The sequence below is a fragment of the Tenacibaculum finnmarkense genome (assembly GCF_900239185.1).
Classification (GTDB): Bacteria; Bacteroidota; Bacteroidia; order Flavobacteriales; family Flavobacteriaceae; genus Polaribacter; species Polaribacter finnmarkensis.
This window is the reverse complement of record NZ_OENA01000016.1, coordinates 81,963-104,698: the sequence shown is the minus strand read 5'-3', so window position 1 is coordinate 104,698 and position 22,736 is coordinate 81,963. Positions and strand designations below refer to the sequence as shown.

Here is a 22,736-nt window from a genome sequence, read left to right as displayed (position 1 = left end):
ACATCTTTTTTGTTTTGAGAACCACAAAAGAAACATTTTAATAGAATTTCAGAAACCTTTTTCTTTTTATTTTACAAATTTAAACAGGCTCTTATATATTTAGTGTTATTACCGATGCTTATGGTGCTGTTCCTTACAGCGAAGCAAATAAGACTAAAGAAGGAATTATAAACCCAAAATACGATACTCAAAAAGAGATTTATAAAAACTTATTATTAAAGTTATCAGAAGCAAATAAAATAATAAAGTTATCAAAAAATATAACGGGCGATATTTTGTATCAAGGCGATATGTTGCGTTGGAAAAAATTTGCAAATTCTTTGCATTTACGAATGTTATTAAGAACAAGTAATGTGCAAAATAATAGTGTTGCTTTTAATCAGATGATAACAAATCCTGCTAAATATCCAATATTTGAATCAAATGCCGATAATGCAACCTATAATTTTAGTGGTAGTTTACCAGATATATCATCGGTATGTAAACCAGGTGGCGGTAGGGCTTATGATTATTTTAGATTGATTCCAACAACTCATTTAATACGTACAATGCAAGGAGATAATGACCCTCGTATACATGTTTTATTGAGCCCTAAAAAAGACAGTCAAAATTTAACATTAGGGGTTGCCCCAGGTCAGGCGTTAGGCGCTATAGGAAGACCCGATGCGTATAGTAGAAAATCAACAGCTTGTTTTGAAAGTGCAACGATGGTTAAAGGAGTTTTACTAAATTATAGTGAACTTAATTTTATTTTAGCTGAAGCAAAAGAAAAAGGACTAATATCAGTAGGTAATGCTGCTGCTTATTATAACAAAGCAGTAAAAGCTAATTTCGATGATTTAAAAGTACAAATGCCTGCTGATTTTTTAACAAATACAGCGGTCTATAATTCAACTTCAGAAATATTATACGAACAAAAATGGCTGTCATTATATCATGTAGGTTTAGAGGCTTGGTTTGATTGGAAACGAAGTAAAAAACCTTCTTTTATAAAAGCAGGTTCAGGAAACTTAAATAGCAATTTAGTGCCTGTTCGTTTATTATACCCAAGTTTAGAAAAATCTGTAAATAAAACAAATTATAAAAAAGCATCAAGTGCCATGGGAGGCGATACCATGAATGCTGCTGCTTGGTGGTGGTAAAATTTAATTTCTTTTTTATCCAAAGAAAATTAATTATTAAATCTTCAAAATAAAAATAAACACATAAAAAAGCACTCCTTATATTAAGGAGTGCTTTTTCAATTATAATAAATGCTAAAAGTAGCTGTGATAGCTAATCTCTATTTCCTAAAATTCGCATTCCCCAATATAATAACATGGCTAATGATCCTAAAGCGGCAACTAAATAGGTTCTTGCTGCCCATTTTAACGCATCTTTTGAACCCGCTAATTCTTCACGGGTTACAATATGTTTATCCTCTAGCCAAGCCAAAGCTCTATTGCTAGCGTCATATTCAACAGGTAAAGTTACAAAACTAAACAGCGTACCAACTGCCATAAAAATTAACCCTGCAATGGCAATGTAAAAGCCAATTCCTGAGTTACCAGAAGCAGCTCCAAAGGTAATTCCACCAATAACCATCCATTGTGAATACTTAGAAGTAATACTTACCATCGGTACTAATTTTGAACGCATTTGTAAATATTCATAAGCCCTAGCATGTTGTACAGCATGCCCAACTTCGTGTGCTGCAACGGCTGCCGAAGCGGCATTTCGTTGGTTATAAACACCTTCACTTAAATTAACCGTCTTATTTTGAGGATTGTAATGATCTGTTAACATTCCTGGAGTTGAAATTACTTTTACATCATTAATTCCGTGATCGTTTAACATTTTTTGCGCAATTTCAGCGCCACTCATGCCATTTTTTAAATGAACCTGTGAATATTTCTTAAATTTACGTTTAAGCATATTGCTTACTAACCAGCTACATAGCGAAATAATTCCTATCAGCACATAAAAACCTATCATAAATTATGTTGTTTTAAAAGTTTGTATTGTTTTGTTTGATAAATTTACAACATAAATTATTCCATTATTAAATTTTTTATCAAAAAATCAAAAAAATAAAATATCCAAATGTCAAAAAATCAAAAAAAACCTAAAATTTTAATCGTATATACAGGAGGAACTATTGGTATGGTTAAAGATTATAAAACAGGCGCTTTAAAAGCTTTTGATTTTAGCCAAATATCGAGTAAAATACCTGAATTACAGCAATTACATTGTGAAATGACCACGATTTCATTTGACCAAGCAATTGATTCGTCTAATATGAATGTGAGTTATTATACTGATATTGCGCAAATTATTGCCGATAATTATGATAAATTTGATGGTTTTGTAGTACTTACGGGTTCTGATACCATGTCATATACATCATCAGCAATTAGTTTTATGTTTGAAAACTTACAGAAACCAGTAATTTTTACAGGTTCGCAATTGCCAATTGGTGACTTACGTACCGATGCAAAGGAAAACTTAATTACCTCGATACAAATAGCATCAACCTATAAAAACGGAAAACCGGTAATACAAGAGGTTGGGCTGTATTTTGAATATAAATTATACCGTGCCAACAGAACCACCAAAATAAATGCCGAACAATTTGAAGCTTTTGCATCAATGAATTATCCGCCTTTAGCGGTAAGTGGCGTGCATTTGAATTTTAATGACTCAGTATTATTTAAGCCTAAAGCAGCAGAAAATAAACTTATCTTTAGAAAAAAATTAGATCATAATGTCGCTATTTTAAAATTATTTCCAGGGATAACTGCTGCGGTTGTAAAAAGTTTTATCAATATTCCTGATTTGAAAGGAATTGTTTTAGAAACCTACGGATCAGGAAATGCACCTACCCAAAAATGGTTTATAAATTTAATTGAAAAAGCAATATCTAAAGGAATTCACATTGTAAATGTAACACAATGTGCCGGCGGAAGTGTTATTTTAGGGCATTATGAAACCAGTTCTGACCTAAAACGCATCGGAATTATTGATGGAAAAGATATCACCACAGAGACTGCTATTGCTAAAATGATGTATTTATTAGGTGAAAAATTATCAAAAGAAGAGTTTAAACATTATTTTGAAACATCGTTGCGTGGAGAAATTAACTAAATGATATTTTTTTAACTAAATTTATGACGATAACTACCTGAAATAGTTATAGAAACAAAAATGTGTTATAAATAACCTTAATTTTTTTAATGTACCAAGATTTTTTTGTTACTTGGCAGTCTGAAAATTAACTTTATCAAATAATAAAATTAACACTTATTTGTAAAAATTTGAGTTTTTTCTAGTAAAAATTGTATTTTTAACCCATTAACTATTTAAAATTAATTATAACAAAATGAAGAAAGTAGTAAATTTCCTAACTGTTGCAGGATTTATGTTTTTAGGGGCTATTCAGTCAGCAAATGCTCAAGAAGCAGAAAAAACTTTTCACCAAGAGTTAAAACAACGTTTTATTGAAGGAGATCCTCAGTTTATGGGTATCGTATTAGTTGCTTTAATTTTAGGATTAGCAATCGCAATTGAAAGAATTATTTATTTAAACATGGCTACAACGAATACTAAGAAATTAGTGGCAAGTGTAGATGATGCTTTAAGTTCTGGTGGTATTGAAGCTGCTAAAGAGGTTTGTAGAAATACAAAAGGACCTGTTGCTTCTATCTTTTACCAAGGATTAGAAAGAGCTGACGAAGGTTTAGAAGCTGCTGAAAAAGCGGTAGTAGGTTATGGTGGTGTACAAATGGGATTATTAGAGAAAAATGTTTCTTGGTTATCTTTATTTATTGCATTAGCGCCAATGTTAGGTTTCATGGGTACTGTAATTGGTATGATTGAAGCTTTCGATAAGATCGCTGTAGCAAATGATATTTCTCCAGCCGTAGTAGCAGGTGGTATTAAAATTGCACTTTTAACAACGGTATTTGGTCTTGTAGCAGCAATTATCTTACAAATTTTTTATAATTACATCGTTTCTAAAATTGATAGTATTGTAAATAATATGGAAGATGCTTCAATTTCTTTAATCGACTTATTAGCTAAGTATAAAAAATAATCAATCGTATGAATAATAAAATATTAACATTACTTGTAGCTTTAATATCACTTATTGGTGTTGGGCTATTTGTAAACGTTGTAATAATAGACAAAGAAAACGTAGAAGCGGTTTCTAATGCTGTGTCTCCTTTAGTAAGTTATTCATATTATTTACTAATTGTAATTGTAATTGTTGCTGTAGTAATTTCATTATTGAGTATGTTTAAAAACCCTGCTGCCTTAAAGAAAACCTTATTAGGGGTTTTAGTTTTAGGGGTTCTTTTAGTGGTTTCATACATATTCTCTTCTAATGCTCAGGTATTAGGTCCTGATGCAGGAGTATTAGTTCCAGCAGGAAGCGTTTCTAAATGGGTAGGAACAGGAATTAGTTTTACCTTGATTTTAGGTGCAATTGCAGGAACATTTTTTGTAGTAGATTTATTAAAAGGAATCGTTAAATCATAAGTAAACATGGCAAGAAGAGAAAATCCAGAAATTAATGCAGGTTCTATGGCAGATATTGCATTCTTGCTACTTATCTTTTTCCTTGTAACAACTACAATGGACGTAGATTCAGGTATCCCTAAAAAGTTAGCTGAAAAATCAGACGTTGTACCACCTATTGTAAAAGAGAAAAACATTTTTCAAGTAATTATTAACAGAAATAACCAATTATTCGTAGAGGATCAAGGTATGGAGTTAAAAGACTTAAAAGATGCGGCTGTTAAATTTATAGATAACGGTGGAGGTATTGGTAACCCAATGCCAGGAAAAGATGCAGGAGCATCTTGTAACTATTGTAAAGGTGCTAAAGACCCAGCTTCATCAGATCATCCAAATAAAGCTATTATCTCTGTTGAAAGTGATAGAGGTACTGAGTTTGGTATGTATGTTGCTGTTCAAAATGAACTGTTAAAAGCATATGCTGAGTTACGTAATAAATTATGCCAAGAAAAGTACGGTATGAGTTTTACGGAATTAGATAAAACTTTTAAAGCAGGTGCAAGAAAAGATGATGCATTAAGAAAAAAAGTAGAAGATATAAAGAGTAGTTATCCTCAAATTATATCTGATTCTGAACCAACTAATGTTCAATAGTATTAAAACAATTTAAGTATGTCTAAATTTAAAAATAAGAAAAAAGAGATGCCAGCAGTGAATACTTCTTCACTTCCTGATATTGTTTTTATGTTATTATTCTTTTTCATGGTAACAACGGTAATGAGAGAAAGCGATTTAGCTATTGAAAACCCTCGTTTACCTAGTGCTAGTGAAGTAAAGAAGCTTGAACGTAAAAGTTTAGTGAGCACTATTTATGTTGGTAAGGCAAAAGATGCTAAATATGGAAAGGGCTATAATAGAATTCAGTTAAACGATAAGATTGCTACACCAGAAGATGTACCTTCTTTTATTTTCTTAGAAAGAGGAAATGTATCGGAAGCTGAAGTTCCTTTTATGACTACTTCTATAAAGATGGATAAAGAATCGAGTGTTGGTACTTTAGCTGATATTCGTGAGAAATTAAGAGATGTAAATGCTCTTAAATTAAGTTTATCTACGCATAAATCAGCAGATATTAAAAAGTAATTACTTTTTAAAAAATAAACACCAAAAAGAGCAATCGTTATGATTGCTCTTTTTTTATGTAAAAAAGTGTACATTTAGCTAATTTTAATTACAATTAGTGAAATTCGTCCTATGAAAAATAGTCTTATATTCTTTTTTTTATTTTTATCAATAGCTATTTTTTCTCAAAAAGATTCCTTGCAAATAGGCGATCGTTATTGGGAAGATCAGCTTTATTTAAAGGTAACTTTTAATACCTTAACAAATCAACCAAATAAAATTGATAAAAATACTTTTTCATTTGGTTTTTCGGCAGGGTATATAAAAGATATTCCGCTTGTAAAAAGTGGTAAAATGGCAGTTGGTATTGGGCTTGGCTATGCAATAGATGCGTTTAATCTTAATGTAGAAGCTGTAAAAGAATATCCCGATAATTTACAGCGAAATTATATGATAACAGCCAATAAGCTAAAAACACATACCCTTGAAATGCCTATTGAGTTTCGGTTAAGAACATCTACCCAAAACAGTTTTTCTTTTTGGAGGCTTTACACAGGTATTAATTTTAGTTATAATTTAAGCAATACCTTTAGTTATACCGATACTATTGAGGCTAAAGATGTTTTAAAATCTGCTAGTTATAATAAATTTCAAACAGGATTAACACTTAGTTCGGGGTATAAAACTTTTAATTTTCATGTGTATTACGGATTAACACCTTTATTAAAAAATGCTTTTTCAAATGGGTGTAGAGTTAGAAGTAATATAGTACGTTTTGGATTGAGTTTTTACTTATTATAATATGTAAAATGCAAAAAAAGGACTTGCTATACCAATAAAAAAACCCAAATAAACTTCTTTAATCGTATGTGCTTTTAAATGAAGCCTAGCACTAGCTGAAAGCCCTGAGAGTAGTATTAAAACAATAATCAAAGGAAGTGTTGTTATGTTATGTATTTGTTGAAAAAGTAAAAAATAGCCAGTAGCAGCTCCTAAAGACAATAAATGTAAACTTGCTTTTATTTTCAATGAAAAAAGGATATAAATAACCCCTAAGCCAAATACCACACCAAAAAACAAGTAGCTTAAATCTTTAATAATTGTTATTTCAGAGAAAAATTTACCCAATAAAAATAGCAAAGACATCATAAAAAATACTGGAATTTTACGTTCTTTAATTCCATGAACTTCATACGATTCTATATATTTTACCGCTTTTAAAAAAATCAATAAAAGTATTGGAATAATATAAGTGGCAACAAATACCACGCCCAATAAGGTATATTGTTGATAACGGCTTAAATAAACAGGCGTTAAAATAAAATATAAAATGATGCCAATTGTTGGAATGACAATCGGGTGTAAAATAGTAGATATGAATTTAGGCCAACGCATTTTTTATATTTCTTTACGCAATCTTGCTACCGAAATATCTAATTGCTCACGGTATTTAGCAACCGTTCTTCTAGCAATAGGATAGCCTTTTTCTTTTAATATTTTAGATAATTTTTCGTCAGTAAGTGGTTTGCGTTTATCTTCTTCTTGAATAACGGTTTCTAATATTTTTTTAATTTCACGTGTTGAAACATCTTCACCTTGATCATTTTTCATTGACTCAGAGAAAAATACTTTTATCAGTTTTGTTCCGTAAGGTGTTGTTACATATTTACTGTTGGCAACCCTTGAAACCGTAGAAACATCCATGTGTATTTCATCAGCAATATCTTTTAAAATCATCGGTTTTAGCTTGCGCTCATCACCTGTTAAAAAATATGCTTCCTGACGTAACATAATAGCGTTCATGGTAATTAACAAGGTTTGCTGACGTTGTTTTATAGCATCAATAAACCATTTAGCAGCATCTAATTTCTGCTTAATAAACATGACGGCATCTTTTTGAGTTTTGCTCTTTTTTGTAGCATCGCTATAGCCTTTTAACATATTGTTATACTCTCGTGAAACGTGCAGTTCAGGAGCATTTCGCGAGTTTAAGGTCAATTCTAAAGTACCATCAACAATTTGTATTGAAAAATCGGGAACAATCTGTTCGGCTAATTTATTATTACCAGCATACGAACTACCAGGTTTCGGGTTTAACTTTCCGATTTCGGCAATTATTTCTTTCAAATAATCTTCATCAATATTAAACTTTTCGAGTAGTTTTTTATAATGTTTTTTAACAAAGTGATCAAAAGCATTTTCAAGAATATCAATAGCCAAAGTTCTTGTTTGCTTTGCCGATTTTGATTTTAATTGAATAATTAAACATTCCTTCAAATCACGAGCACCAACACCAACAGGGTCTAATTTTTGAACCACATTAATTAAAACATTTTCTACTTTTTCTTCGGATGTAAAAACATTTTGAGTAAAAGCTAAATCATCCACTAAATCGATAATTTCTCTACGGATATAGCCGCTGTCATCAATACTTCCTACTAAAAAATCGGCAATAGCGCGTTCTTCTTCATTAATTCTAAAGGTGGTTAATTGATTATTTAACGATTGATGAAAACTCGTTCCTGCTGCATACGGAATTTGTCTTTCTTGATCATCAGCCGAATAATTATTTGCTTGCGTTTTATAACTAGGATACTCATCATCACTTAAATACTCATCAATATTGATGTCTTGTGTATCTATTTTTTCAGTTCCTTCATCATTATTATAATCATCAGAATCAGCATCGGTTAAGGTATCTTCAAAGTTTTCAGGCTCTTCTTTACCAGTATCTAAAGCAGGATTTTCTTCAATTTCTTGCTTTAAGCGTTCTTCAAAAGCTTGTGTAGGCAATTGAATTAACTTCATCAACTGAATTTGTTGAGGCGATAATTTTTGAAGTAATTTATAATGTAAACTTTGTTTTAGCATACTTACAAATATATGAAATTAAGGTCAAAAAAAAATCGTCATTCTGTGAGGAATGACGATTATATGCTATAAATTTTATTGTTTTTTAAAAATCTGCGTTTTGTGGAGTCCTTGGAAAAGGAATTACATCACGAATATTGCTCATTCCTGTAGCAAATAAAACTAAACGTTCAAATCCTAAACCAAATCCTGAATGTACTGCCGTACCAAATTTACGAGTATCTAAATACCACCATAATTCTTCTTCATCAATGTTTAAATCTGCCATTTTAGCTTTTAAAACATCTAAACGCTCTTCTCTTTGCGATCCACCAACCATTTCTCCAATACCAGGAAATAAAACATCCATAGCACGAACCGTTTTACCATCGTCATTTAAACGCATGTAAAATGCTTTTATCGTTGCAGGGTAATCAAATAAAATTACAGGACATTTAAAGTGTTTTTCAACTAAATAACGCTCATGTTCCGATTGTAAATCAACCCCCCATTCTGTAATAGGAAATTGAAATTTCTTCTTTTTATTCGGCTTACAATTACGTAAAATCTCAAAAGCTTCGGTGTAAGAAACACGTTTAAAGTTGTTATTAGCAACAAAGTTTAATTTTTCAATTAAGCCCATTTCGCTACGTTCAGCTTGTGGTTTTGTTTTATCTTCCTGTGTTAAACGATTGTCTAAAAATGCCAAATCGTCTTTACAGTTTTCTAAAACATAGTTTAAAACTGATTTGATAAAATCTTCAGATAAATCCATATTGGCATCTAAATCATTAAATGCAACCTCAGGTTCAATCATCCAAAATTCGGCTAAATGACGCGTTGTATTTGAATTTTCAGCTCTAAAAGTAGGACCAAAAGTATATACTTTTCCTAATGCCATTGCATAGGTTTCAGCTTCTAACTGCCCAGAAACGGTTAAATTCGTTTCTTTTCCGAAAAAATCTTGAGTGTAATCAATTTCACCTTCTTCATTTAACGGCGCTTTATTGGTTTCAAAATTAGATACATGAAACATTTCACCAGCACCTTCGGCATCAGAACCTGTAACAATTGGTGTATTTACGTAGTTAAATCCGTTTTCTTGAAAATACTTGTGAACTCCAAAAGACAATGCCGATCGAACTCTCATAATAGCACTAAACGTATTTGTTCTGATACGTAAATGCGCGTTTTCTCTTAAAAATTCTAAACTATGTTTTTTAGGCTGAATAGGGTATTCATCAGGGTTTGAATCACCTAAAATCTCTAATTTTGTAACTTTTATTTCTACCGATTGTCCTTTACCTTGACTTTCAATTAAAGTACCTGTAATACTCACTGCGGCACTTGTAGTAATCCTTTTTAAAAGTTCTTCATCTGTATTTTCGAAATCTACAACACATTGAATATTATTAATGGTAGAACCATCATTTAAAGCAATAAAACGATTGCTTCTAAAGGTTCTAACCCATCCTTTTACGTGTACTTCCTGTAAAAATTTATCCGAATGTAATAATTCGTTAACGCTACTTCTTTTCATCTTTTAAAAATTGAATAGCAAAGATACTTTTTTGAAATAAAACAATCAACGTAGATTCTTATTGTTTTTTATTCATTTTTAGAAGATATTGTTAAAAAAACAAGATTTTTATAATTTGAAGCAATTTCCCGCTTTCCGCACTCGCTCTTTTTTTGAAGAAAAAAAAGGAGCTCAAACAATTGCTACAATCGGGGCTAGGCATTTTAGTAAGCCTACTTTATTTTAAAGAATATGATTGGTATGTGCAAAACTAATTAAATGAGGCAAGCTTTTTACATTAAAACGTTTGTAAAGTGGTATTAAACGTTTTTCAACAGCAGATTGACTTACGTTTAATTGAGCTGCAATTTCTTTAAAAGTCATTCCTTTTGCTGCCATATAAAGTGCCTCTTTTTCCTTTTTAGAAATTGCCAAATGCTGAAATAACTCTTTATTTAAAATTTCTTCAAAATCTGATTTTTCAGGGCCATAAACAGCATATTGCATTACATTGCTATGTTTTAATGATTTTATAACCTGCGAAACCGTAATCATTTCTTCTATTTTACCATTAGTTGCTTTTAAAATAGCGACTCTTGAAAACAACGGAACAATACTTCCGTTTGCATGAATTTTTTCAACCTCTAAAGTAAAGCTGTATTTTTCTAAATCGGTTGTTTTTGTTTTAAAAAATTGAAGTGCTTTGTCGTTTAATTCGTTCGAAAAATTAAAATGCCTTGCTGAGGTGCAACTTACAATTTTAAGCATGGTAATTTCTTCATCTTTATAACCTAATAAGTCTTCCCATCCGTGGGCATATAACATTCTATTTTCTTTAAAAGAATAAATAGAAATCGCTTCGCCTATAAATTTAGGAATCGTTTTTTTATAAAACAGATACGCTTGATCGCCTTTGGTTAAAGGAATATCTGAAACATTTTCTCTAGTATATTGCCCAATAGTATGTTGATTTGAACTCATAAATTATAAAACCTGCGGAAAAACACAGTTGTGTAAAAATTAAATTGACTGTACATTTGTGGCATGCTTTGAGGAAAGTAAAAATTGCTATGAAAAGAAAATTTTCGTTATGAAAAAGACGATAAAAGTAGGTGAAAAAGTTAAAAAAGGGATGGCAAAAGCTGTCCCTTTTTTATTTTAATATAGCTTTTATTCTTTTTAAATTTCTTTATTAGCTTCTTCTTTTGGTGGTAAAATTTTAAAATTACTCTCTTTTAATACCTTTTTATTTGCAATCCTTTTTTCAAAAGAAAGTAGGAGTGAGGGTAGTAATAATAAATTAGAAACCATGGCTAATAATAAGGTTACTGAAACCAAGCCTCCTAAAGCAATTGTTCCTCCAAAACTAGAAATTGTAAAGACTAAAAACCCAAAGAACAATACAATTGAGGTATAAAACATACTGACACCAGTTTCTTGAAGCGCTGCATAAACGGCAGGTTTAATTTTCCAGTTATTGGCTAGTAATTCTTGGCGATATTTTGCTAAAAAATGAATGGTATCATCTACCGAAATACCAAATGCGATACTAAATACTAAAATAGTAGATGGTTTTATAGGAATGCTAAAAAAGCCCATTAATCCTGCGGTAATTAATAAAGGAAGCATGTTAGGAACTAACGATATGAAAATCATTTTAAATGAACGAAACATCCATGCCATAAAAATTGAAATTAACAAAATAGCAAGCGATAATGAAATGACTAAGTTTTTAATTAAATAATTAGTCCCTTTTAAGAAAACCAAGGCTTTCCCTGTCATAGAAACGGTAAATTTTTCTTTAGGAAACTCTTTTTTGATAACAGCATCTAATCGCCCTTGAATAATGTCCATTTTATCAGTACCAACATCTTTCATAAACGTAGTGATACGAGTGTAACGTCCTGTGCTATCTACAAAATTATTCAGCATACCTGAATTGGTATTCGAATTTTTAGAAAAGGCAAAAATATGGGCTTTTTCTTGACTCGTAGGTAATTGATAATATTTTGGGTTTCCTTTGTAGTACGCCTGTTTAGAGTATTTAACTAAATTGGTAATTGAAATGGGCTTTGATAATTCAGGAAATGTTTGAATAGCCTCATTTAATTTTTCCATTTTCTTTAAAGTAGAAAGTTTCATAACACCTTTTTCTCTTTTGGTGTCAATCAATATTTCTAGTGGCATAATCCCGCCAAATTCTGTTTCAAAGAACTTAATATCTTTATAAAATTGAGCCTTTTTAGGCATGTCTTCAATTAAACTACCCGAAACACGAATTTGATATACACCAATCATACTTAATATGATTACAATAACGGTGGTAATATAAATGGTAATTCGCTGTTCTTTTACCATGCGTTCCATCCAAGAAACGATGTTTTCCATCCATTTTTTTTCTAGGTGATTTAAGTGTTTTTCTTTAGGAAGTGGCATAAAACTATAAAGAATAGGAATAATTAATAAGGCCAAAATAAAAATACTGATAATATTTACAGAGGCTAAAATTCCGAATTCTCTTAACAAACTACTTTTAACAAAAACAAAGGTTGCAAACCCCGAGGCTGTTGTAATATTGGTCATTAAAGTGGCGTTACCAATCTTTGAAATTACCCGTTGTAATGACTTTGCTTGGTTACCGTGTTTTTTTATTTCTTGTTGATATTTATTAATAAGGAATACCGCATTTGGTACACCAATTACAATAATTAATGGCGGTATTAAAGCTGATAAAACGGTAATTTCATACCTGAAAAAACCAATAAAACCGAATGCCCAAATAACACCAATACCAACCACTAAAAGTGTAATAAAAGTAGCTCTAAATGATCGGAAAAAGAAAAAGAATATAAGTGCTGTAATACCTAAAGCACCTAATACGAACAGTTGCATTTCATCAATAATATTTTGAGAATTGATCGTTCTTATATATGGCATTCCTGACATACGTACATCTATTTGATGGTCTTTTTCAAATTTTTCAACAGTAGGAATTAATCTTTTAGTGATAAAATCTTTACGAGCAGGCGTATTTACTATAGCTTTATCAATATAAATAGCGGTTTGTAAAGTACCTTTGTCGTTGTATAATAAATTATTGTAAAAAGGCAGGTTTTCAAATAATTGCTTCTTAATTTTAGCAACCTCTTCATTAGTAGTCGGTGCTTTTTTAAACAAGGGTTCAAGCACAAATTTTCGTTGTTTTCTATCGGCTTTTAACTCTTTAACATCAGCAATAGAAACGCTAAAAGCTACCTCTTTAACGCTGTCTAACTCTTTAACAAGTTTGTTCCAGGCATTAAATTTTACGGGCGTAAAAATGGTGGAATCTTTAACTCCTAAAATAACTAAGTTTCCTTCTTCGCCAAAAATATCTAAAAACTGATTGTATTGTATGTTTGCTTGATGGTCTTCAGGTAGTAAATTTGCTTCGGTGTAGGAAAAGCGCATGTACTTTATTTGAGTAACTAATAGCCCGGTAACAATAGCGATAGCAATTAAAACAAGATACCTGTTTCTCAATATAAATCCAGCAATTTTAGTCCAAAAAGTCATTTGAAAATTTTTTGCAAAGTTATGATAAAAGTAACAATTAAACGAAAAAAAAGAGCGTCATAACAGACACTCTTTTTATATATATATGAAAGTGATTAAACAGTCATTATCTCTTTTTCTTTTACCGCTACTTTTTCTTCAATAACTTTACTAAAACTATCGGTTAATTTTTGAACACTTTCTTCTGATATTTTTTTAACATCATCAGAAACATCGGCTTTTTTAATATCGTTATTTGCATCTTTACGTGCATTACGAATACCTACTTTAGCGTGCTCAGCTTCGGCTTTACATTGTTTTGCTAAATCTTTACGACGCTCTTCAGTTAAAGCAGGAACGTTAATAATAATAACATCACCGTTGTTCATTGGGTTGAAACCTAAATTTGCATAGGTAATTGCTCTTTCAACTTCGTGAAGCATATTTTTTTCCCAAGGCTGAATGGTAATTGTTCTTGCATCAGGAGTACTTACGTTTGCTATTTGACCTAAAGGAGTTGCAGAACCATAATAATCAACCTGTACATTTGCTAACATTGCAGGAGATGCTTTTCCAGCTCTAATAGTACGTAATTCTTTTTCTAAATGTGCGATTGCATTATTCATTGCCTCTTTGGCAGAATCTAAAATAAAATCAATTTCTTCGTTCATGTTACTCGTATTTATTGCCCTATAAAAAATGTGAGGGATTCTTTTGATTTATTGGTTGTCAACTATTGTTCCTATTTGAACTCCAGAAACTAACTTAAGTAAGTTTCCTTTTTTATTCATATCAAAAACAATAATAGGAAGTTTATTTTCTTCACTTAAAGTAAAGGCAGTCATATCCATTACTTTTAATCCTTTTTTGATAACGTCTTTAAAGCTGATACTTTCGTATTTTATGGCATTTTTATCCTTTTCAGGATCTGCATTATAAATACCATCAACTCTAGTTCCTTTTAAAATGGCATCTGCATTTACTTCAATAGCTCTTAAAACAGCTGCTGTATCCGTAGTAAAATAAGGATTTCCTGTTCCACCACCAAAAATAACGACACGCCCTTTTTCTAAATGACGATTTGCACGACGTTTAATATACGGTTCTGCTATTTCTTTAATTTCAATTGCTGTTTGTAAGCGCGTATGAATTCCTTCAGCCTCTAAAGCACTTTGTAATGCTAAACCGTTAATACAGGTTGCTAACATTCCCATGTGATCACCTTGTACGCGGTCTATACCATTGCTGGCACCCGCTACACCTCTAAAAATATTTCCACCACCAATAACAATGGCAATTTCAATATTTTTATCTACTACTTGTTTAATTTCTTGGGCATACTCTTTAAGTCTTTTAGGATCAATACCATATTGAAGGTCGCCCATTAATGATTCGCCGCTTAATTTTAAAAGGATTCTTTTATATTGCATAATCTTGTTGAAAGTTGTGCAAAACTACGCAATTTTTTTGAGTTTGAATTTTGATAAAACAAAAAACCATCCAAAAAATTGGATGGTTTTAATTATAATATAATGTTTAAGAATTATCCTAAAGTAACTCTTACGAAGTTTTTAACCTCTACGTCACCAAAAGAAGAAACATATTCTGCAACAGTTTTCTTTTCGTCTTTAATAAACTTTTGATCTAATAAACATTGTTCTTGATCTAAAGTTGTGTTATCTGAAATAAATCTTTCCATTTTTCCTGGTAAAATTTTATCCCAAATCTTTTCAGGTTTCCCTTCTGATTTTAATTGCTCTTTTGCAACTTCTTCAGCTTGCGCTAAAGCAGCATCAGTTAATTGTAATCTAGAAACATACTGAGGAACGTTTTTTAAAGTTTTACCTAAACGACCTAACTCGATGTTATCTTTAGCAATAACAGCAATTCTTGCTTCAGTTTCAGCCTCTACATAAGCAGGGTCAAAACCTTTGTAAGATAAAGAAATTGCTCCCATTGAAGCAGCTTGCATTGCTAAATCTTTTGCTAAAACAGCAGCATTATCTGCAGGTGCAGATAAACCAACCATAGCAGCAATTTTACCAATATGAGTATAAGAACCTACGAAAGGAGCTTCTAATCTTTCGAAAGAAGTAATATCGATTTTTTCACCGATAACACCTGTTTGTTCGATTAATTTTTCAGCAACAGTTACTCCACCGAAATCAGCAGCTAAAAACTCTTCTTTACTTTTAGTATCAAAAGCAATAGCAACAAATTCAGCAGCTAAATCTTTAAAAGAATCATTTTTAGAAACGAAATCAGTTTCACATGCTAATACAATAGCAACACCATAAGTATTGTCATCACTAATTTTAGTAATGGCTACACCTTCAGTAGAATCTCTATCGGCTCTTTTAGCAGCGATTTTTTGTCCTTTTTTACGTAAAATATCAATTGATTTATCAAAATTCCCTTCTGCTTCAACTAATGCATTTTTACAATCCATCATACCAGCTCCGGTAGTTTCTCTTAATTTTTTTACGTCTGCAGCGCTAATTTTTACTGACATATCTATTGTTATTTTTTAGTTATGAATTTATACTTGTAAAAATAGTTAAAGGTTTCAAGTAAATGAAACCTTTAACTGAAAATAAATTAAAATTATTTAGCTTCTTCTTCTTTAGCTGGTGCTGGTGTAGCAACAGTTTCAGTTTTAGCAGCTTTTACTTCTTCTTTTACAGGAGCAGCTACTTTTTCTTTATCAGCTTTTCTTTCTGATAAACCTTCAGTAATTGCGTCAGTAATATAAGATAATACTTTGTCAATAGACTTTGAAGCATCGTCATTTGCAGGAATTACGTAATCTACTGGTCTAGGATCAGAGTTCGTATCAACTAATGCAAAAATTGGAATGTTTAATTTTGTTGCTTCAGCAATTGCAATGTGTTCTTTTTTAACATCAATTACAAATACAGCAGCAGGTAAACGAGTCATATCAGAAATAGAACCTAAATTCTTTTCTAATTTCGCTCTCTGACGGTTAATTTGTAACTTTTCTCTTTTTGATAAAGCATCAAAAGAACCATCTAACTTCATTCTATCAATAGTAGCCATTTTTTTAACAGCTTTACGGATAGTTACGAAGTTTGTTAACATCCCACCAGGCCAACGCTCAGTAATGTAAGGCATGTTAATGTTTGCTGCTCTTTCTGCAACGATATCTTTCGCTTGCTTTTTAGTTGCAACGAATAATATTTTACGACCAGAGCTTGCTATTTTTTGTAAAGCTACTGCAGCTTCATCAATTTTAGCAGATGTTTTATACAAATCGATGATGTGAACACCGTTACGTTCTGTATAAATGTATGGAGCCATGTTTGGGTTCCATTTTCTAGTTAAGTGACCGAAGTGCACTCCGCTTTCTAATAATTCTTGAATATTTGCCATTTTAATAAAATGTGTTTACGTTCTGTTTTCACAATATTTCAGTAGTTGTAAAAAGTCTGAAATATTTAGATACTAAACTGTTAAAAATAAAATTATAAATAACAGTCTCTTTTTGAAAATAAATTAAAAACTATTAACAATGTCTTTTGCAAGGCATTGTTAATAATTTGAAAATAACTATTAACGTTTAGAGAACTGGAATTTCTTACGTGCTTTTTTCTGACCGAATTTCTTACGTTCAACCATTCTAGGGTCACGAGTTAATAAACCTTCTGGTTTCAATACTGCTTTGTGCTCTTCGTTAATTGCTACTAATGCTCTAGTAATTGCTAAACGGATTGCTTCTGCTTGACCAGTAATACCACCTCCAAAAACGTTTACTTTAATGTCATAAGACTCTAAGTTCTCAGTTAACATTAAAGGCTGTTGGATTTTGTATTGTAAAGTTCCTGTTGTAAAGTAGTTCTTAAAGTCCTTCTTGTTAACAGTAATGTTTCCTTTACCTTCTGAAAGATAAATACGAGCAACTGCTGTTTTTCTTCTACCTATTTTGTGTACAGTTTCCATTATTTAAGATCGTTAAGGTTAATAGCTTTTGGGTTTTGAGCAGTTTGTTGGTGCTCAGTACCTGCATAAGCATACAAGTTTTTGTATAAAGCGCTTCCTAATTTGTTTTTAGGTAACATTCCTTTTACTGCTTTTTCGATTAATCTTGTAGGATCTTTTTCGAACATTTCTGTAGCAGTTAATGATCTTTGTCCACCTGGATAACCTGTGTGACGGATATAAGATTTATCAGTCCACTTTTTACCAGTTAAAACAATTTTTTCTGCGTTGATAACAACCACGTTATCTCCACAATCTACGTGAGGAGTATAATTTGGTTTGTACTTACCTCTAATTAGCATTGCTATTTTAGAAGCTAGACGACCCAACGTTTGCCCGTCCGCATCAACTACAACCCACTCTTTATTAACAGTGTTTTTGTTCGCTGATACTGTTTTGTAACTTAATGTGTTCATAATTACACGATTAGTTTTTGTTTATTAATATATGATTTCTCCTTAAAAAAGGTCTGCAAATATAGGGCTAATTATTTGATTGACAAATAGCCAGTTAGTTTAATTTATTTTAAATAAAAAAAACGTGCAGTTGCACGTTTTTTTATTAATTTGATAAAAGATTTTTAAATTACTCTGTTTTTTGTTCTAATAATTCAAAAAATTGATTTAAACGTGGTAAAATAATAATTTTTGTTCTTCTGTTTTTTGCTTTATTTTCAGGCGTATCATTTGCTACTAATGGCACATAACTTCCCCTACCAGCGGCAATCAATCTTTTAGGAGCAACGCTGTATTTATTTTGTAATTCACGAACAATAGCTGTTGAACGTAAAACACTCAGTCCCCAGTTATCTTTGATGCTAGAACCCGCTGAAACAGGGGTGCTGTCGGTATGTCCTTCAATCATTACATCCATTTCTGGCTGACCATTTACAACTGTAGCCACTTTTGCTAAAACTTTTGAAGCTTTATCAGAAATGGTATAGCTACCGCTTTTAAATAATAATTTATCAGAAATTGAAATAAAAACAACCGTTTTTTCTACGTTAATAGTAATATCCTGGTCGTCAATTCCTTGTTGTAGTTCTTTTTTCAAATGAAAAGCAACCACTAAATTTAACGAATCTTTTTTAGTATTTGCCGCTCTAATTCTGTTAATATATTTATCTTTTTTACTTAATTGCGTTAAAGTTTCTTTGATGTTATCGTTCGCTCCTTTAGTTAAAACTGTTAAATTTTCTACCTGTTGAAGTGTGTTTTGTTTGTCTTGTTTTAAATCACCAACTGATGATTTTAACGAAGAAACTTTTTCTTCACAACTTTCCTTTTCAATTAAACACTTCGTTAAGTTTGCTTTGACAGCTAATAACTCATTTTTTGTTTTTTGATGTTTTGTTTTTAAGGCGTTTAGCTCTTTGGTAGATACACATGACGCTAGTAAAACAGAAGCGGTCATTACTAAAAATATTTTCTTCATTTGATACTGTTTTGTGTTGTTTATAATTGTAAAAAAGCAAATTTAGCAAAAGCAACCTGCAAAAAAAGAGAATTAACAATCTTTTATGAGCAGATAATAAATTATTTTTGTGATTAAATTTTTAAAATGATTCAAAAAATAGCTTACATCGTTTGTTTGGCGGTATTTTTAATTTCTTGTGGGCAAGAAAAAAAATCATCTGAAATTAAATTAGCAGGTTTTGTTTTTGGCACCACTTATCATATTACCTATTTTGATACTGATAATCAGGTAAATTATCAAAATTCAATCGACAGTTTATTCAATTTGGTTAATAAATCCTTATCAACCTATTTACCAACTTCCGATATTTCAAAAATAAATAATGGTGATACCACCGTGGTTGTTGATAAAATGTTTGTTGACGTTTTTGCTAAAGCGAAAAAAATATATAAAGAAACAGCTGGTTATTTTGATCCTACAATTGGTAAATTAATCAATGCCTATGGTTTTGGATCGGGAAAGGAGCGTACTAATTTGTCATCCGAAGAAATAGAAAAACTGATGATTGGCGTTGGTTTTGATAAAGTAAAACTCGAAAATAATAAGGTTTATCGTGAATCGGATCAGATTGAATTTAATGTAAATGCTTTTGCAAAAGGATACGGCGTTGATGTTATTGGTTGGTTTTTAGAGGATAAAAAAATCAATAATTATCTGATAGAAATTGGTGGCGAAATTAGAGCGAGAGGAAAAAAGAAGGGTAAATTATGGAAAGTAGCCATAGAAAAACCAAATATTGACGGCACACGCTCGCTTCAAAAAATAATTACTTTGGATGATGAATCGATGGCAACTTCTGGGAATTATCGAAAATTTAAAATCAATGAAAACGGCAAGAAAATTGTACATACAGTAAACCCAAAAACAGGCTTGGCGAGTCAGAGTAATTTGTTGAGTGTTTCGGTACGTTTAAAAGGCGATTGTGCTGATGTTGATGCCTACGCAACGGCTTTTTTAGCTATGGGATTAGAAAAAACAACCGCTTTTTTATTAAAACATCCTGAGTTAAAAGTTGTCCTATTATATAATGACAAAAATAATGAATTGAAAGAATTTGAAAATTAAGAAATAGTATCCGTGAATCTGAATTTATTTCCCTTTTTTTTGATGATTTTTGTCAATTCGAGTGATTTTAATGACTAAAAGGAATTAAAATTGTATCGAGAATTTGAATTATTTGATGTTGATGAATTTTGATGCTGAAAAAGTTCTCGATACAATTTTTTGAAGGAAAAAAATCACTCGAACTGACAGTTTATTTAAAGGCTCTTAAAACAAACAGGTAAAATTTCGCCTTTCATTAAAGCAAATCGTTCTAGTTTTTCTGGAGCGATTTTTTTTGTAAAATCAACTTCATCAACTTTAAAACCTATGGAGCGAAGTTTATCAAAATAATCACGCCCATAAACACGTACATGATCGTATTGCCCGAATATTTTTGTGCGTTCCTTTTCATCGGTAATTGAATCATCTTCAAAAGTTTTTTCTCTTGATAAATCTTGCGGAATCTGAAAGATACCAAATCCGCCAACTTTTAGGACTCTGTATAATTCTTGCATTGCTTTTGTATCATCAGAAATATGTTCTAAAACATGATTACAAAAAACAACATCAAATTCATTATCTTTAAAAGGTAAATCACAAATATCTGCTTTTACATCTGCAATTGGCGATTCTAAATCAGCAGTAATATAGTCTAAGTTTTTTTGTTTTCTGAAGATATCTAAAAAGCATTGTTCAGGAGCAATATGTAGTACTTTTAATTTTTTGCTTGAATTTTCAGCCTTTTTTGAATTATCTGAAGATAAAAAACTCGTTTCATTTTGTAAATACGACCATAATAAACGATGTCTTTCTAAAGATAGGGTAGAAGGTGAAAGCGCGTTTTCTCTTTGAATTCCATATCCGTAAGGTAAAAATTTTCGGAATGATTTTCCGTCAATTGGGTCGGTAAATACATCGCCTTTTAGCCACCAAGCAATTATTGGGCGCACCAAATAACTGGCTTTAATTAATAAAGGTCTTGGAATGGTGTTTAATATGGTTTTGAATAAAGACACGAATTTTAGTGGTTTTTACGAATTGTTTGTTTGAGACGCGAATTTCACGGATTTACACGAATTTTTTGTTTGAGACGCTGATTTCACGGGTTTATACGGATTTTTTTGTTTGAGACACGAATTTCACGGATTTACGCGGGTTTTTTTGTTTGAGACACGAATTTCGCAGATTTACACGAATTTTTTTGTTTGAGAGGCTGATTTCACGGGTTTATACGGGGGTTTTTGTTTGAGACGCGAATTTCGCAGATTTACACGGATTTTTTTTTGAGACGCTGGTTTCTCGAATTTTCATGAATTATTTAAAATAACTCTTTTATATTGAAGACTATTTTCGCCAAAATTGATCAGTAAACCAAGTTTTAATTTAGAGGTTGCTAGGTAATTTAATGTTTGTTTTAGATGACCTGAATTCAGTTCTTTAATAGCTTTAATTTCAAGAATTATTTTATTATCTATTACAAAATCGGCAAAATAATAATGAGGAATTATTTTGCCTTTGTAGTTTATATTAAACTTTACTTCTCTTTTATAAGGTATATTTTGAGATTGAAATTCTATTTCTAAAGCATCACCATATACAACTTCATTAAATCCTTTACCTAAAAATTTATGAACCTCCATACAAGCACCAATAATTTGGTATGCTTCGTTTTTGTATAAAAGATTTTCGTTCATAGTAATTTTAATTAGTAATCAGTAAAATCAGCATTAATGATCATCTGCTAGAACAACTTCGCGTTAATCAGTAAAATTCGTGTCAGACTAAACTTAGCGTTAATCAGTGAAATTCGCGTCTGATATAAACAAATTACGCTCTAAACTCGTCCTCTTCATCAGTAACAATCCCTAAAGCTTCGTGTACATATTTAAAGGTAGAAAGTAATTCAGGTTTACCATCAACAATAGCAACATCATGCTCAAAATGCGCTGAAGGTTTACCATCTAAAGTAGTAATTGTCCAACCGTCATCATGTTGTAAAATTTTGTGAGTTCCTAAGTTTGTCATCGGTTCAATGGCAACAACCATTCCTTCAATAAACTTTTTACCACGACCTCTTTGACCGTAATTTGGCATTTCAGGATCTTCGTGCATTACACGCCCTAAACCATGCCCAACCAATTCACGAACTACGCCGTAACCATGTTTTTCTGTAAAGTTTTGAATCGCAAAACCAACATCACCAACACGATTTCCAACTTTTAATTCACGAATACCAACGTATAAACTCTCTCTGGTAACGTCTAATAATTTTTGAGTTTCCGCAGCAATTTCACCAACAGCAAATGTGTAAGCATGATCACCGTAAAAACCATTTTTAATCGAACCACAATCAATCGAAATAATATCACCTTCAATTAAAGGAGTTTTGTTAGGGATTCCGTGTACAACCTGTGAGTTTGGGCTCATACAAAGGGTGTTCGGAAAATCATATAATCCTAAAAAACCAGGAATTGCCCCTTGCTCGCGAATAAATTCTTCGGCAAGTTTATCTAAATATAAAGTAGAAACACCAGGTTTTACTTCTTTAGCTAACATCCCTAAAGTTTTTGATACGACTAATGCACTTTCACGCATGATTTCTATTTCTTCTCTAGTTTTTCTTTTGATCATCTTAAAAATATTGAACGGCAAATTTACGGTTATTTATGGTTTTTTTTGATTTTAAAAGTATAAATAC

The 22,736-nt window shown here is 31.4% G+C and carries 24 protein-coding genes; 8 read left to right on the top strand and 16 right to left on the bottom strand.

What is annotated here, in order from left to right; translation table 11 throughout:
- The first annotated feature begins 95 nt into the window (after positions 1-95).
- Entirely contained in the window at positions 96-1,142 is a 1,047-nt protein-coding gene (locus AQ1689_RS02060; RefSeq protein ID WP_193702195.1) for a SusD/RagB family nutrient-binding outer membrane lipoprotein, read from the top strand.
- Between the two features lie 133 nt (positions 1,143-1,275).
- On the opposite strand, the gene AQ1689_RS02055 is transcribed toward AQ1689_RS02060, so the two are convergent.
- The gene (locus AQ1689_RS02055) at positions 1,276-1,974 is read right to left on the bottom strand and encodes a zinc metallopeptidase (protein WP_101915296.1); all 699 of its coding nucleotides are present in this window, start codon (positions 1,972-1,974) and stop codon (positions 1,276-1,278) included.
- 108 nt (positions 1,975-2,082) lie between these two features.
- Between AQ1689_RS02055 and AQ1689_RS02050 the strand changes: the two genes are divergently transcribed.
- From AQ1689_RS02050 to AQ1689_RS02025, 6 genes are all read left to right on the top strand, one after another.
- Positions 2,083-3,123 carry an asparaginase gene (locus AQ1689_RS02050; RefSeq protein WP_101915297.1) on the top strand — a complete coding sequence of 347 codons (1,041 nt, stop codon included), beginning with the start codon at positions 2,083-2,085 and terminating at the stop codon, positions 3,121-3,123.
- Positions 3,124-3,358: 235 nt separating this feature from the next.
- Positions 3,359-4,072 (top strand): MotA/TolQ/ExbB proton channel family protein, encoded by a 714-nt coding sequence (locus AQ1689_RS02045; RefSeq protein WP_101955029.1) that lies wholly within the window; start codon positions 3,359-3,361, stop codon positions 4,070-4,072.
- Positions 4,073-4,080: 8 nt separating this feature from the next.
- Complete coding sequence (locus AQ1689_RS02040) at positions 4,081-4,518, top strand: hypothetical protein (RefSeq protein ID WP_101915299.1); 438 nt, start codon at positions 4,081-4,083, stop codon at positions 4,516-4,518.
- 6 nt (positions 4,519-4,524) lie between these two features.
- Positions 4,525-5,151, top strand: coding sequence for an ExbD/TolR family protein (locus tag AQ1689_RS02035; RefSeq protein ID WP_101915300.1), 627 nt, complete (start codon positions 4,525-4,527; stop codon positions 5,149-5,151).
- 18 nt (positions 5,152-5,169) lie between these two features.
- The gene (locus tag AQ1689_RS02030; RefSeq protein ID WP_058884231.1) at positions 5,170-5,640 is read left to right on the top strand and encodes an ExbD/TolR family protein; all 471 of its coding nucleotides are present in this window, start codon (positions 5,170-5,172) and stop codon (positions 5,638-5,640) included.
- A 111-nt stretch (positions 5,641-5,751) separates the two neighbouring features.
- Positions 5,752-6,420, top strand: a complete 669-nt coding sequence (locus tag AQ1689_RS02025; RefSeq protein ID WP_101915301.1) for a porin family protein — start codon at positions 5,752-5,754, stop codon at positions 6,418-6,420.
- Here AQ1689_RS02025 and AQ1689_RS02020 read toward each other — a convergent pair.
- From AQ1689_RS02020 to AQ1689_RS01965, 12 genes are all read right to left on the bottom strand, one after another.
- Positions 6,415-7,014, bottom strand: a complete 600-nt coding sequence (locus AQ1689_RS02020) for a hypothetical protein (RefSeq protein WP_101915302.1) — start codon at positions 7,012-7,014, stop codon at positions 6,415-6,417. The two genes, AQ1689_RS02025 and AQ1689_RS02020, sit on opposite strands and share 6 nt — an antisense overlap.
- A 3-nt stretch (positions 7,015-7,017) precedes the next feature.
- Entirely contained in the window at positions 7,018-8,490 is a 1,473-nt protein-coding gene (rpoN, locus tag AQ1689_RS02015; protein WP_101955028.1) for an RNA polymerase factor sigma-54, read from the bottom strand.
- A gap of 85 nt (positions 8,491-8,575) precedes the next feature.
- The gene (gene asnS, locus AQ1689_RS02010; RefSeq protein ID WP_101955027.1) at positions 8,576-10,009 is read right to left on the bottom strand and encodes an asparagine--tRNA ligase; all 1,434 of its coding nucleotides are present in this window, start codon (positions 10,007-10,009) and stop codon (positions 8,576-8,578) included.
- A gap of 222 nt (positions 10,010-10,231) precedes the next feature.
- Complete coding sequence (locus AQ1689_RS02005; protein ID WP_101915305.1) at positions 10,232-10,969, bottom strand: LuxR C-terminal-related transcriptional regulator; 738 nt, start codon at positions 10,967-10,969, stop codon at positions 10,232-10,234.
- Between the two features lie 198 nt (positions 10,970-11,167).
- Positions 11,168-13,543 (bottom strand): efflux RND transporter permease subunit, encoded by a 2,376-nt coding sequence (locus tag AQ1689_RS02000; protein ID WP_101915306.1) that lies wholly within the window; start codon positions 13,541-13,543, stop codon positions 11,168-11,170.
- A 95-nt stretch (positions 13,544-13,638) separates the two neighbouring features.
- Positions 13,639-14,193, bottom strand: a complete 555-nt coding sequence (gene frr, locus AQ1689_RS01995; RefSeq protein WP_101915307.1) for a ribosome recycling factor — start codon at positions 14,191-14,193, stop codon at positions 13,639-13,641.
- A gap of 48 nt (positions 14,194-14,241) precedes the next feature.
- A complete protein-coding gene (gene pyrH, locus AQ1689_RS01990) occupies positions 14,242-14,952 on the bottom strand; it encodes a UMP kinase (RefSeq protein WP_101915308.1) in 711 nt (236 codons plus the stop codon).
- A 113-nt stretch (positions 14,953-15,065) separates the two neighbouring features.
- A complete protein-coding gene (gene tsf, locus AQ1689_RS01985; RefSeq protein WP_101915309.1) occupies positions 15,066-16,034 on the bottom strand; it encodes a translation elongation factor Ts in 969 nt (322 codons plus the stop codon).
- 92 nt (positions 16,035-16,126) lie between these two features.
- A complete protein-coding gene (rpsB, locus tag AQ1689_RS01980) occupies positions 16,127-16,912 on the bottom strand; it encodes a 30S ribosomal protein S2 (protein ID WP_101955026.1) in 786 nt (261 codons plus the stop codon).
- Positions 16,913-17,092: 180 nt separating this feature from the next.
- Entirely contained in the window at positions 17,093-17,479 is a 387-nt protein-coding gene (gene rpsI / locus AQ1689_RS01975) for a 30S ribosomal protein S9 (RefSeq protein ID WP_058884242.1), read from the bottom strand.
- Positions 17,479-17,934 carry a 50S ribosomal protein L13 gene (gene rplM / locus AQ1689_RS01970; protein WP_101915311.1) on the bottom strand — a complete coding sequence of 152 codons (456 nt, stop codon included), beginning with the start codon at positions 17,932-17,934 and terminating at the stop codon, positions 17,479-17,481. The genes rpsI and rplM overlap by 1 nt, the downstream gene beginning before the upstream one ends.
- 169 nt (positions 17,935-18,103) lie before the next feature.
- Positions 18,104-18,952 (bottom strand): OmpA/MotB family protein, encoded by an 849-nt coding sequence (locus AQ1689_RS01965; protein ID WP_101915312.1) that lies wholly within the window; start codon positions 18,950-18,952, stop codon positions 18,104-18,106.
- Between the two features lie 126 nt (positions 18,953-19,078).
- Here AQ1689_RS01965 and AQ1689_RS01960 point away from each other — a divergent pair, with 126 nt between their 5' ends.
- Positions 19,079-20,059, top strand: coding sequence for an FAD:protein FMN transferase (locus tag AQ1689_RS01960; protein WP_101915313.1), 981 nt, complete (start codon positions 19,079-19,081; stop codon positions 20,057-20,059).
- Positions 20,060-20,253: 194 nt separating this feature from the next.
- On the opposite strand, the gene AQ1689_RS01955 is transcribed toward AQ1689_RS01960, so the two are convergent.
- From AQ1689_RS01955 to map, 3 genes are all read right to left on the bottom strand, one after another.
- Positions 20,254-21,054: a class I SAM-dependent methyltransferase gene (locus tag AQ1689_RS01955; RefSeq protein ID WP_101955025.1), complete on the bottom strand. Its 801-nt coding sequence runs from the start codon at positions 21,052-21,054 to the stop codon at positions 20,254-20,256.
- A 291-nt stretch (positions 21,055-21,345) separates the two neighbouring features.
- Positions 21,346-21,732, bottom strand: coding sequence for a GxxExxY protein (locus tag AQ1689_RS01950; RefSeq protein ID WP_101955024.1), 387 nt, complete (start codon positions 21,730-21,732; stop codon positions 21,346-21,348).
- Between the two features lie 133 nt (positions 21,733-21,865).
- Positions 21,866-22,669, bottom strand: coding sequence for a type I methionyl aminopeptidase (gene map, locus AQ1689_RS01945; RefSeq protein WP_101955023.1), 804 nt, complete (start codon positions 22,667-22,669; stop codon positions 21,866-21,868).
- Positions 22,670-22,736 lie beyond the last annotated feature (67 nt).